Annotated in this window: 10 protein-coding genes; 9 read left to right on the top strand and 1 reads right to left on the bottom strand. The window is 65.9% G+C overall.

The window, feature by feature from the left end; all coding sequences use genetic code 11:
• Positions 1–125 precede the first annotated feature (125 nt).
• Positions 126–1,454, top strand: coding sequence for an aspartate aminotransferase family protein (locus tag AT699_RS25590; RefSeq protein WP_006387372.1), 1,329 nt, complete (start codon positions 126–128; stop codon positions 1,452–1,454).
• A 44-nt stretch (positions 1,455–1,498) separates the two neighbouring features.
• Positions 1,499–2,515 (top strand): amino acid ABC transporter substrate-binding protein, encoded by a 1,017-nt coding sequence (locus AT699_RS25595; RefSeq protein WP_006387371.1) that lies wholly within the window; start codon positions 1,499–1,501, stop codon positions 2,513–2,515.
• A 55-nt stretch (positions 2,516–2,570) separates the two neighbouring features.
• Here AT699_RS25595 and AT699_RS25600 read toward each other — a convergent pair whose 3' ends face one another.
• On the bottom strand, positions 2,571–3,905 hold the full coding sequence (locus tag AT699_RS25600; RefSeq protein WP_045953003.1) for an MFS transporter: 1,335 nt from the start codon (positions 3,903–3,905) through the stop codon (positions 2,571–2,573).
• Positions 3,906–4,129: 224 nt separating this feature from the next.
• Here AT699_RS25600 and cyoA point away from each other — a divergent pair, with 224 nt between their 5' ends.
• The 7 genes from cyoA (at position 4,130) to AT699_RS25635 (ending at position 12,031) form a co-directional block, all read left to right on the top strand.
• Positions 4,130–5,173 (top strand): ubiquinol oxidase subunit II, encoded by a 1,044-nt coding sequence (gene cyoA, locus AT699_RS25605; protein WP_054499224.1) that lies wholly within the window; start codon positions 4,130–4,132, stop codon positions 5,171–5,173.
• Between the two features lie 71 nt (positions 5,174–5,244).
• Entirely contained in the window at positions 5,245–7,248 is a 2,004-nt protein-coding gene (gene cyoB / locus AT699_RS25610; RefSeq protein WP_006387368.1) for a cytochrome o ubiquinol oxidase subunit I, read from the top strand.
• Complete coding sequence (gene cyoC, locus AT699_RS25615) at positions 7,241–7,882, top strand: cytochrome o ubiquinol oxidase subunit III (protein ID WP_006387367.1); 642 nt, start codon at positions 7,241–7,243, stop codon at positions 7,880–7,882. Before cyoB ends, cyoC begins: the two co-directional genes overlap by 8 nt.
• The gene (gene cyoD / locus AT699_RS25620) at positions 7,879–8,277 is read left to right on the top strand and encodes a cytochrome o ubiquinol oxidase subunit IV (RefSeq protein WP_006387366.1); all 399 of its coding nucleotides are present in this window, start codon (positions 7,879–7,881) and stop codon (positions 8,275–8,277) included. Before cyoC ends, cyoD begins: the two co-directional genes overlap by 4 nt.
• Positions 8,278–8,281: 4 nt before the next feature.
• Positions 8,282–9,073 carry an SURF1 family protein gene (locus tag AT699_RS25625; protein WP_058207479.1) on the top strand — a complete coding sequence of 264 codons (792 nt, stop codon included), beginning with the start codon at positions 8,282–8,284 and terminating at the stop codon, positions 9,071–9,073.
• A gap of 495 nt (positions 9,074–9,568) precedes the next feature.
• Complete coding sequence (locus tag AT699_RS25630; protein WP_024070293.1) at positions 9,569–10,738, top strand: porin; 1,170 nt, start codon at positions 9,569–9,571, stop codon at positions 10,736–10,738.
• Positions 10,739–10,852: 114 nt separating this feature from the next.
• Complete coding sequence (locus tag AT699_RS25635) at positions 10,853–12,031, top strand: porin (protein WP_024070294.1); 1,179 nt, start codon at positions 10,853–10,855, stop codon at positions 12,029–12,031.
• Positions 12,032–12,264: the final 233 nt, after the last annotated feature.

Here is a 12,264-nt window from a genome sequence, read left to right on the forward strand (position 1 = left end):
GCCATGCATGGCGGCGCATGCGTACTTCGCATTGGACGTCCGCGCCGCGCCCCCGGACACTGTGTCCGCCGGTTCCGCATTGGAACCTGCCCGCATTGAAACCTGCCTTTTGCCGGAGTGTAAACATGGATCAAACCCTGCGTGCGGCGGCCCGCGAATACCTCATCCGCTACGGCGGCGACACCTTCCCGAACCTGTTCAAGTCGGCCAAGGGCACGGTGGTGCGCGACGACACCGGCCGCGAGATACTGGACTTCACCTCGGGCCAGATGTGCGCCACCATCGGCCACAACCACCCGGCCATCGTCGACGCGGTGCGCCGCGCCGGCGAAACCGCGTTCCACTTCTTCAGCGGCATGATCCCGGAAGCCGTCGCGCAACTGGCCGCGACGATGGCGCGCGACTGGATGCCGGCCGGCATGACCAAGTCGATCTTCGTGAACACCGGCTCCGAGAGCAACGAAATCGCGCTGCGCATGGCCAAGATGCACAAGAGCGGCTTCGAGATCCTGGCGGTGGGCGGCTCGTGGCATGGCGTCACCAGCGGCGCCGGCTCGGTCTCTTACGCCAGCGACCGCAAGGGGTATGGCGTGCCGCCGGCCGGCGTGTTCGTCATGCCCGAGCCGAACTCGTACCGCCCCTACATCGCCGGCCTGGACGCCGAGCAATCGGCGCTGGCCTGCCTGGAGATCGGCCTGAAGATGTTCGACATGGCCTCGGCCGGCCGGCCCGCGGCCATCATCGTCGAACCGGTGATCAGCGCCGGCGGCGTGCTGGTGCCGCCCAAGTCGTACATGCAGGCGCTGCGCCGTGCCGCCGACGCGCGCGGCATGCTGCTGATCTTCGACGAGGCGCAGACCGCCTTCGGCCGCCTGGGCTGCCGCACCGGCTCGGAACACTTCGGCGTCACGCCCGACATCATCAGCGTCTCCAAGACCCTGGGCGGCGGCCTGCCGCTGGCGGCCACCATCACCACGCCCGCCATCGAGCAGGACGTGCACGAAAAGGGCTTCACCTTCTACACCAGCCACGTCTCGGACCCGCTGCCCGCCACCGTCGGCCTGGCCGTGCTGGAAACCTTGCAACGTGAACAACTGCTCGAACGCGCCCGCCGGCAGGGCGACTACCTGCGCCGCGGCCTGCTGGAACTGCAGCAGCGCCACGAAGCCATCGGCGACGTGCGCGGCCTGGGCCTGCTGCTGGGCGTGGAACTGGTGCAGGACCGCGACACGCGCGAGCCCTATCACGCGCTCGGCGCCCTGACCACGCAGCGCTGCTTCGAACTGGGACTGTCGATGAACATCCGCCGCCGCCCCGAACGCGGCTCGGTCTGGCGCATCGCGCCGCCGCTGACCGTCAGCAACGACGAGATCGACCGCGCCATCGCCATCCTCGACCAGGCCCTGACCGAAAGCCTGGACCAGATCGCCAAGCCCCGCGCGCTGAGCGCCTGAGCCGTTCCACCCTGGCGCCGGGCCGGGCCCGGCCGGAGAATGCAATGCCGATATTCCGAACCGCGGCCGGCGCCCTGGCGCTGGCCACCGTCACCGGCCTGGCCCACGCCGGCCCCACCCTCGATACCGTGAAGAAGCGCGGCTACGTGCAGTGCGGCGTGTCCACCGGCATCCAGGGCTTTTCCTCGCCGGACAGCAAGGGCAACTGGCAGGGACTGGACGTGGACATGTGCCGCGCCATCGCCGCCACCATCTTCAACGACGCCAGCAAGTTCCGCCTGACGCCATTGACGACGCAAGCGCGCTTCACCGCGCTGCAATCGGGCGAGGTCGACGTGCTGACGCGCAACGTCACGCCGACGATGGCGCGCGACACCACGCTGGGGCTGATCAGCACCGGCGTGAACTACTACGACAGCCAGGGCGTGATGGTGTCCGCCAGGCTCGGCGTCAGGAAACTCAAGGAACTGGACGGCGCCACCATCTGCGTGCAGCCCGGCACCGTGACCGAGCTCGACCTGGCCGACTGGTTCCGCGCCAACGGCCTGAAATTCAAGCCGGTGGTGATCGACAAGTACGACGAGATCGTGCGCGCCTTCTCGGCCGGCCGCTGCGACGCCTTCACCTCCGACAAATCGCAGCTGGCCGCCTCGCGCACCACGCTGGAGCACCCTGACAACTACGTGATCCTGGACGAGAACATCGCCAAGAGTCCGCTCGGGCCGATGGTGCGCCAGGGCGACGACAACTGGTTCAACGTGGTGCGCTGGACGCTCAACGCCATGCTGGAAGCGGAGGAATTCGGCGTGACCTCGGCCAACGTCGACAGCCAGCTCAAGAGCACCAATCCCAACGTGCAGCGCATCCTGGGCGTGACGCCGGGCATGGGCAAGAACCTGGGGGTGGATGACAAGTGGGCCTATAACATCGTCAAGCAGGTCGGCAATTATGGCGAGAGCTATGAACGCAACCTGGGCATGGCCAGCGCCATGAAGCTGCCGCGCGGCCTGAACGCGCAATGGCGCGACGGCGGCCAGATGTATGGTTGGCCGGTGCGCTGACGCGCGCATGCCGCGCCGCGGGCCGGGGTCCGAACCCCGACCCGCGGCGTTTTTTTCAGTCGCGCGTTTCCAGCGCCTTGTTGATCCGCAACGCCAGCAGCGTGCAGGCCGTGCCGGACAGCAGATAGATACTGACCGCCACCAGCCCGAAGCGCGCCGACAGCCCCAGCGCCACCAGCGGCGCGAAGGCCGCGCCCACCAGCCAGGCCATGTCGGTGGTGAGCGCCGCCCCGGTGTAGCGGAAACGCTTGCTGAAGTTGGCCGTCACCGTGCCGGACGCCTGGCCGTACGACAATCCCAGCAGCGCGAAGCCGATCAGGATGAAGGCGTCCTGCGCCTTGGGGCTGCCGCCCAGCAGCCACGGCGTGAACAACGCGAACACGCCGATCAGCGCGGCCAGCAGGCCGAGCGTGGTGCGCCGGCCGATGCGATCGGCGATCCAGCCCGAGGCGATGGTGCCCAGGATGCCCAGCCCCGCGCCGATGATCTGCACGATCAGCACGTCGGGAATCTGCTGCGTCGCGCTGACCGCGATCCACGATAGCGGAAACACCGTCACCAGATGGAACAGCGCATAGCTGGCCAGCGCCGCGAACGCGCCCAGGAACAGGTTGTAGCCCTGCTCGCGCACCATCTGCCCGGTGCTGATGGGCTCCAGCTCGCCTTCTTCCATCAGCTGGGTGTATTCCTCCGTCACCACCAGCCGCAGCCGCGCGAACAGGGCCACCACGTTGATGGCGAAGGCCACGAAGAACGGATAGCGCCACCCCCACTCGATGAAGTCGGCCTCGGTCAGCGTCACGTGCAGGAACAGGAACAAGGCGCTGGCGATCATGAAGCCGATGGGCGCGCCCAGCTGTCCCAGCATCGCGTACCAGCCGCGCCGCTTGGGCGGGGCATTCAGCGCCAGCAGCGACGGCAGGCCGTCCCAGGAGCCGCCAAACGCCAGCCCCTGCAGGCAGCGGAACACCGCCAGCAGCACGATGGCGTGCGCGCCGATGACGTCATAGCCCGGCAGGAACGCCATCCCCACCGTGGCGGTGCCAAGCAGGAACAGCGCAATGGTGAGCTTGGTGCCCCGCCCCCAGCGCCGCTGGATCGCCATCGACACCGCGGTACCGATGGGACGCGCGATGAACGCGAACGAGAAAATCACGAAGGCCCACAGCGTGCCTTCCAGTTGCGGCTCGAAGGGAAAGAACACGCGCGGAAACACCAGCACGCAGGCAATGCCGAAGACGAAGAAGTCGAAGTACTCGGAAGCGCGGCCGATCACGACGCCCACCGCGATCTCGCCGGGCGCCACCTTGGCGTGACTGCCCGTTGCGCCTGCCGCGCCCGGGCTCGGCAAAGGAGACGCGTGGCCAGGGTACTGCGTGGTGGTCGCCATGTGAGTGCTCGCTGAAAGGAGGTTTGAAAAACGCCTTGTCTACGCTTTTTTGCAACACACTCGTACGCACATGCATCCGGGACCCGCGGGCCGCGGCGCCATGGCGGCAGGCCCTGCCCCGCACACCTTCGCGTGCGTACTTTTGCTCTTTTTACCCTAGATTTTTCGCGGCTTCCAGCGTAGTGTTGCGTTTAACTCCCACGGTTACGTTTCGGGGTATGGCCATGCCGTCTTTCCCAAGGCTCCGCGGATTGTTGCTGTTCGCCGCCCTGCCGTTGCTCTCCGGATGCAATGCGGTATTGCTCTCGCCATCCGGTGACATCGCGCTGCAGCAGCGCAACCTGATCATCATCTCCACCGGCCTGATGCTGCTGATCATCGTGCCGGTGATCTTCCTGACTTTCCTGTTCGCGTGGCGCTATCGCGCCAGCAACCGCGACGCGCACTACGACCCCGACTGGAACCACTCCACCATGCTGGAGCTGCTGATCTGGGCGGCGCCGCTGCTGATCATCATCGCGCTGGGCGCGCTCACCTGGGTCAGCACCCACCAGCTCGATCCCTACCGGCCGCTGGCGCGCCTGTCCGAAGGCCGCGAGGTTCCTCCCGGCACCAAGCCGCTGGTGGTCGAAGTGGTGGCGCTGGACTGGAAGTGGCTGTTCCTCTATCCCGAACAAGGCGTGGCGGCGGTCAATGAAATGGCCGCGCCGGTCGACCGCCCGATCCAGTTCAAGATCACCTCGTCCACGGTGATGAACTCGTTCTTCATCCCGGCGCTGGCCGGCCAGATCTATGCCATGCCGGGCATGCAGACCACGCTGCACGCGGTCATCAACCACCCAGGCGAATACGAGGGCCTGTCGGCCAACTACAGCGGCGCGGGCTTTTCCGGCATGCGCTTTCGCTTCCACGGCCTGGACCAGCAGGGCTTTGACAAGTGGATCGCCGATGCCCGCGCCTCCGGCGCCACGCTCGGCCGCGACACCTACCTGAAACTGGAACAACCCAGCGAACGCAACCCGGTGCAGCGCTACGCCAGCGTCTCGCCCGGCCTGTTCGACGCCATCGTCAACCGCTGCGTCGAGCCGAACCGCATGTGCATGAAGGACGCCATGGCGATCGACGCCGGCGGCGGCATGGGCATTCCCGGCGCGCGCAACATCGCCAGCCTGGACGAGGCCACGCGCGAACGCCTGGGCCTGGCCGATGCGCCCGTGCGCAAGTATGTCGGCGCCATGTGCACGTCAGCGGCGGAACTGGCGCTGTAGCGGCCGCGCCGCCATGGCGCATCGCGTGAAATCAAGGTATTCCCCCTGGAAACCGAGCCCTGGAAACCGAGATGACTGATCAACCAGACCTCACCAAGCTGATCTTCGGTCGCCTGACCTGGGACGCCATTCCCTTGCACGAGCCCATCCTGCTGGCCACCTTCGCCATGGTGGCGATCGGCGGCATCGCGCTGCTGGGCGCCATCACCTATTACCGCAAGTGGGGCTACCTGTGGCACGAGTGGTTCACCAGCATCGACCACAAGAAGATCGGCATCATGTACATGATCCTGGGGCTGGTGATGCTGCTGCGCGGCTTCGCCGACGCCATCATGATGCGCCTGCAGCAGGCCGTGGCCTTCGGTGATTCCACGGGCTACCTGCCGCCGCACCACTACGACCAGATCTTCACCGCGCACGGCGTCATCATGATCTTCTTCGTGGCCATGCCGCTGGTCACGGGGCTGATGAACTACGTGGTGCCGCTGCAGATCGGCGCGCGCGACGTGGCCTTTCCGTTCCTGAACAACTTCAGCTTCTGGATGACCACCGGCGGCGTGGTGCTGGTGATGATGTCGCTGTTCGTGGGCGAATTCGCCCGCACGGGCTGGCTGGCGTATCCCCCGTTATCGGGCATCGCGCACAGTCCGGACGTGGGGGTCGACTACTACATATGGGCCTTGCAGATAGCGGGGGTCGGCACACTGCTGTCAGGCGTGAACCTGCTGGTCACCATCGTCAAGATGCGCGCGCCCGGCATGTCCCTGATGCGCATGCCGATCTTCACCTGGACCGCGCTGTGCACCAACGTGCTGATCGTGGCGGCGTTCCCGGTACTGACCGCGGTGCTGGCGCTGCTGTCGATGGACCGCTACGTCGGCACCAACTTCTTCACGGCCGACTTCGGCGGCAACGCCATGATGTACGTGAACCTGATCTGGATCTGGGGTCACCCCGAGGTCTACATCCTGATCCTGCCGGCCTTCGGCATCTTCTCGGAGGTGGTCGCCACCTTCTGCCGCAAGCGCCTGTTCGGCTACGCATCGATGGTGTACGCCACGGTGGTGATCACGGTGCTGTCGTACCTGGTATGGCTGCACCACTTCTTCACCATGGGGTCCGGGGCCAGCGTGAACTCGTTTTTCGGGATCACCACGATGATCATCTCGATCCCCACCGGGGCCAAGATCTTCAACTGGCTGTTCACCATGTACCGCGGCCGCATCCGCTTCGAGGTGCCGATGCTGTGGACGCTGGGCTTCATGGTCACCTTCGTGATCGGCGGCATGACGGGCGTGCTGCTGGCGGTGCCGCCCGCCGACTTCGCCCTGCACAACAGCCTGTTCCTGATCGCCCACTTCCACAATGTCATCATCGGCGGCGTGCTGTTCGGCCTGATGGCCGGCATCACCTACTGGTTCCCCAAGGCCTTCGGCTACAAGCTCGATCCGTTCTGGGGCAAGTGTTCGTTCTGGTTCTGGCTGGTGGGCTTCTACTTCGCCTTCATGCCGCTGTACGTGCTGGGGCTGATGGGCGTGACGCGGCGCGTCAACCACTTCGAGGACATGTCGCTGCAGATCTGGTTCCAGGTGGCCGCGTTCGGCGCCTTCCTGATCGCCATCGGCATCGCCTGCTTCCTGATCCAGCTGGTGGTGAGCTACCGCCGCCGCGAATCGCTGCGCGACTTCAGCGGCGACCCATGGGACGGCCGCACGCTGGAATGGTCGACGTCGTCGCCGCCGCCCAACTACAACTTCGCCTTCACGCCGCGCATCCATGACCAGGATGCCTGGTGGCAGATGAAGCAGCACGGCTACCAACGCCCGCAGGCCGGCTTCATCCCCATCCACATGCCCAAGAACACCTGGGCCGGCATCGTGCTGGCGGCGATCAGCGTGGTGATGGGCTTCGCGCTGATCTGGCACATGTGGCCGCTGGCGGTGCTGTCGTTCGCCGCGCTGATCATCGTGTCCATCGTCCACACCTTCAACTACAAGCGCGAGTACTACGTGCCGGCCGACGAGGTCGTGCGCACGGAGGACGCCCGCACCCACCTGTTGGCGAAACATGTCTGATACCCTGGCCCCCACCCTGCCCGGCGGCAGCGCGCCGCCCGCCGAGCCCGTGTTCCACGTGGCCGGCGAACACCACCCGAAGAACGGCACGCTGCTGGGCTTCTGGGTGTACCTGATGAGCGACTGCCTCATCTTCGCCTGCCTGTTCGCCACCTACGGCGTGCTGGGGCGCAACTACGCCGCCGGCCCGTCGGGCGCCGACCTGTTCGACCTGCCGCTGGTGGCGGTCAACACCTCGCTGCTGCTGCTGTCGTCCATCACCTATGGCTTCGCCATGCTGGAGATGCGGCGCAACCGGGTCGGCGCCACGCAGGGCTGGCTGGCGGTCACCGGCCTGCTGGGGCTGGGCTTCCTGTCGCTGGAACTGTATGAGTTCGCGCACCTGATCCACCAGGGCGCCGGGCCGCAGCGCAGCGCCTTCCTGTCGTCGTTCTTCACGCTGGTCGGCACGCACGGGCTGCACGTCACGTTCGGCATCGTCTGGCTGGTGACGATGATGGTGCAGGTGCGCATGCACGGCCTGATCCCCGAGAACCGCCGCCGGCTGATGTGCCTGTCGATGTTCTGGCACTTCCTGGACCTGATCTGGGTCGGCGTGTTCACCTTTGTCTACCTGATGGGAGTGCTGCCATGAACGCGCATGCCGACCACGCCGGCCACGGCCACGATCACGGCCATCACGACGATGACGACGGCGCCGCCCATGGCACCCTGAAAAGCTACGTCACCGGCTTCGTGCTGGCGGCCATCCTGACCGCGATCCCGTTCTGGCTGGTGATGGACCGGGTGTTCGCCAGTTCGCGCACCACGGCGCTGGTGATCCTGGCGTTCGCGGTGGTGCAGATCGTGGTGCACATCATCTATTTCCTGCACATGGATACCAAGTCCGAAAGCGGCTGGAACATGTTGGCGTTAATATTCACGCTGGTGCTGGTCGTGATCACGCTCAGCGGATCCATCTGGATCATGTACCACTTGAACTCCAACATGATGCCCATGTCGGTCCACGACATGCGGAATATGCCCTGACGTGATGGCGGCAACAAAAGACTCTACGCATTCCGGCGACACCCCCCGCAATCCCCGCAGCGCAACCACCCTGGCCGTCCTGGGCGTGGTTGCGGTCGCGCTGTTCGCGGGGCTGTGCGCCCTCGGTACCTGGCAGGTGCACCGCCTGGCCTGGAAGCAGAACCTGATCGCGCAGGTGGAACAGCGGGCCCATGCCCCCGCCACCCCCGCTCCCGCGCGCGCCGACTGGCCCGGGCTGACCGCGGACAATGCCGAATACCGCCGCGTGTCCGCCAGCGGCGCCTACCAATATGACAAGCAGACGCTGGTCCAGGCCGCCACCGAGCTGGGCAGCGGCTACTGGGTCATGACGCCGCTGCAACTGGCGGACGGCGGCGGCACGGTGCTGGTCAACCGCGGCTTCGTGCTGCCCGAGTGGCGCAAGCGCCAGGCCGCCGGCCAGGCCGAGGCCGACGCCGGCCCGGTCAAGGTCGACGGCCTGCTGCGCATGGGCGAACCGGGCAACGGCTTCCTGCGCAACAACGATCCGGCCGCCAACCTCTGGTATTCGCGCGACCTGCCGGCCATCGCCAGCGCGCGCGGCCTGGGCGACGTGGCGCCCTACTTCATCGATGCCGACGCCGCGCCGGGCGCGGGCCGCGATCCAACCCAGGCGCCGGTGGGCGGCCTGACGACGCTGACCTTCCCCAACAACCACCTGGTCTACGCCATCACCTGGTACGCCCTGGCCGCCATGATCGTCCTCGGCGCCGGCATCGTGGCGCGCGAAGAACGGCGGCTGCGCGCGCGCCAGTGATCCATGCCCGATCCGGCGCGCATGCCGGATCGGACCAGGGCCTGGCAGTGAATACCCGACCGCCGCCACCCGCCTGAGCGGGCGTATCCCGGCCGCGGTCTCGCGGCCGCCAGCCCGTCAACGGCGCGCCTCCCGCCACGTTTCTAAAGCGCAGCGCCGCCCGCCCCATTTCTCGAGCGCGGCGCCTCTCGCTTCGGCAGTCCGCTACTTACCTCTCACGTCCGCGCGTCGGCTGTCGGCCAGTCGCCGCGCCGATTGCCCACGCATTGCCCCACGCTGGCCGCGCGCTTTCCCGGCCGGCAGGTCATCGCGCGTCCGGCACTAACCGTTGTGGCGAACTCGTCTCAGATCGGTCTTAGAACACCTCAGGATAGCCGGCACTTGGCCGAACTTACCCGAGAATGGGCCCATGCAATCAAGACAGGCATTCCCGGGGAGTTCGCTCCCCTGCCCGTCGATGGTTCTTCCCCATTGCCCACCCTAGGAACTCTCACAATGAAAAAAAAGCTGCTCGCGGCCGCGGTGTTGACGACCCTGGCCAGCGTCGCCCAGGCGGCGACGTCCGTAACGCTCTACGGCCTGATCGACACCGGCATTGGCTACAACAGGATCACGGGCGACGTAAACGGCGCTGACTACTCTGGCAGCCGCATCGGCATGATCAATGGCGTGCAGGCGGGCTCGCGGTGGGGCCTGCGCGGCACCGAGGATCTGGGCGACGGCCTGCGCGCCGTGTTCCGCCTGGAAAATGGCTTCAACTCGGCCGACGGCAGCCGCCTGCAACAAGGCCGGATGTTCGGTCGCCAGGCCACCATCGGCCTCGCCGACGACGCCTGGGGTTCCGTGGATTTCGGCCGCCAGACGTCCGTCGGCTCCCTCCTTCTCGCAGACATCAACCCGTTCCGCACCACTTTCACGCAGGCCAGCATCGGCACGACCTTCAGCGCCGCCAACACCATGCGCTGGGACAACATGGTCCTGTACCGCAGCCCCTGGACGGACGGCTTCCAGTTCGCCGTGGGCTACTCCTTCAATGTCGACGGCACCGACAAGGAGCAAAGCGGTTTCCGCACCGCCGACAATGCCCGCGGCATCACCGCCGGCCTGCGCTATGCGAATGGCCCGCTGAACATCGTGCTCACCTTCGACCAGCTCAATGGCTCCAATCTGGCCAGCGTAGACGCCTTTGGCGATCCGATCGATCACAACGCCACGCCGCGCCAGTACGCCGTGGGCATGTCCTACGACCTGGAAGTGGTCAAGCTGGCTGCGGCTTATGGGCGTACCACCGATGGCTGGTTCGTCGGCCAGGATCTGCCGGCGGGCGTGCGCGGCAAGCAGGCCGCCGGCGCCACGCGGCGCAGTGAAAAGCTGTTCGGCACCAATCGCTACGAGGAAGGCTTCAGGGCCAACTCCTACATGCTGGGCGCCACCGTCCCGCTTGTCGGCGGCGGCAGCGTGTTCGGCGCGTGGCAACACGCCTCGGCCTCCAGCGACGCCCTGACCGGCGATGACGCCAACATGGATATCTGGAGCCTGGGCTACACCTACGACCTGTCCAGCCGCACCAACCTGTATGTCTACGGCTCGTATGGCAAGAACTATGCGTTCATCGAAGGCCTCAAGAGCACGGCGGGCGGCGTCGGTATCCAACACCGGTTCTAGCAGGCTCGCCCCAGGAAATAGAAGTCCCGACCCCTTTCGGAGTCGACGCATCGCGGGGTCCCGTGCCCACGGCGCGACTCCCTTTCTTCCCTCTTCCCTTCAGGAATCTTCCACATGAAAAAGACATTGCTCGCAGCCGCCATGCTGGCCACTTTCGCCGGCGCCGCCCAGGCGGAAACGTCAGTCACGCTCTACGGCATCATCGATACCGGTATCGGCTACAACAAGGTCTCCGGCACGAGTTCCATCATGGACGAAACCGGCGCAACCAGGGATGTGGACTTTGGCGGCAGCAGGATCGGCATGATCAACGGTGTTCAGGCCGGCTCGCGCTGGGGCCTGAAGGGCTCCGAAGACCTGGGCGATGGCCTGCGCGCCATGTTCACGGTCGAAAGCGGCTTCGACTCGGGCGACGGCACGCAGCAGCAGAACCGCCTGTTCAATCGCCAGGCCACCGTCGGCCTGGCCAACGACGCCTGGGGCTCGGTGGAGTTCGGCCGGCAGACCACCGTCGGCGGCACCTTCCTGGCTGAAATCGATCCGTTCTACACCAGCTTCACCCAGGCCAATATCGGCACGACCTTCAGCGCGGCCAACACCATGCGCTGGGACAACATGATCATGTACCGCAGCCCCTGGACCGACGGCTTCCAGTTCGCGCTGGGGTATTCCTTCAATGTCGACACCACCGACAAGAACCAGAGCGGCTTCCGCACCGCCGACAACGCCCGCGGCATCACCGCCGGCCTGCGCTATGTGAATGGCCCGCTGAACGTGTCGCTGACCTACGACCAGCTGAACAGTTCGAACCAGGCTCGCGACCTCGCTTCGAACGGCCGCGAGCGCATCATCAACGGCCATCCGGTCGAATTCGACCACGACCTCACTCCGCGCCAATACGCCTTGGCAGTCTCGTACGATCTGGAAGTCGTGAAGCTGGCCGCGGCCTATGCACGCACCACCAACGGCTGGTTCGTCATGCAGGATCTGCCGGTGGGCTCGCTCAACGAAGACTACGGATCCTACAGCTACATCGACGGTTTCAAAGCCAACTCCTATATGCTGGGCGCCACGCTGCCGCTGGGCGGCGCAAGCAGCCTGTTTGGTTCGTGGCAACATCTCGCCTCCACCGACAGCGACGATCCCAAGATGAACGTCTGGAGCGTGGGCTACACCTACGACCTGTCCAAGCGCACCAGCGTCTACGCCTACGGCTCGTATGGCAAGAACTATGCGCTGGTTGAAGGCCTCAAGAGCACCGCAGGCGGCGTCGGCGTGCGTCACCTGTTCTGATCCGTTTCCCGCGCCGGCCAGGCCGGCGCGGCAACTTGTCCGCGCCCGGGGCGCATCCGCGCAGCTTCATGCGGATGCGCCCTTTCTCCATCCCCACTCGGGGTTAACCCCCTTGCGCCGCCGAAAATAACCAGAAATTCGTGATTTTTGCCAGAAAATAGGACTTTTTGACCTACAATAGCGGCCGGGAACACCGCTGGGCGTCATGCTCAGCGTGCTGTTCCCTTTCTTTT

This window comes from Achromobacter xylosoxidans (genome assembly GCF_001457475.1).
Classification (GTDB): Bacteria; Pseudomonadota; Gammaproteobacteria; order Burkholderiales; family Burkholderiaceae_B; genus Achromobacter; species Achromobacter xylosoxidans.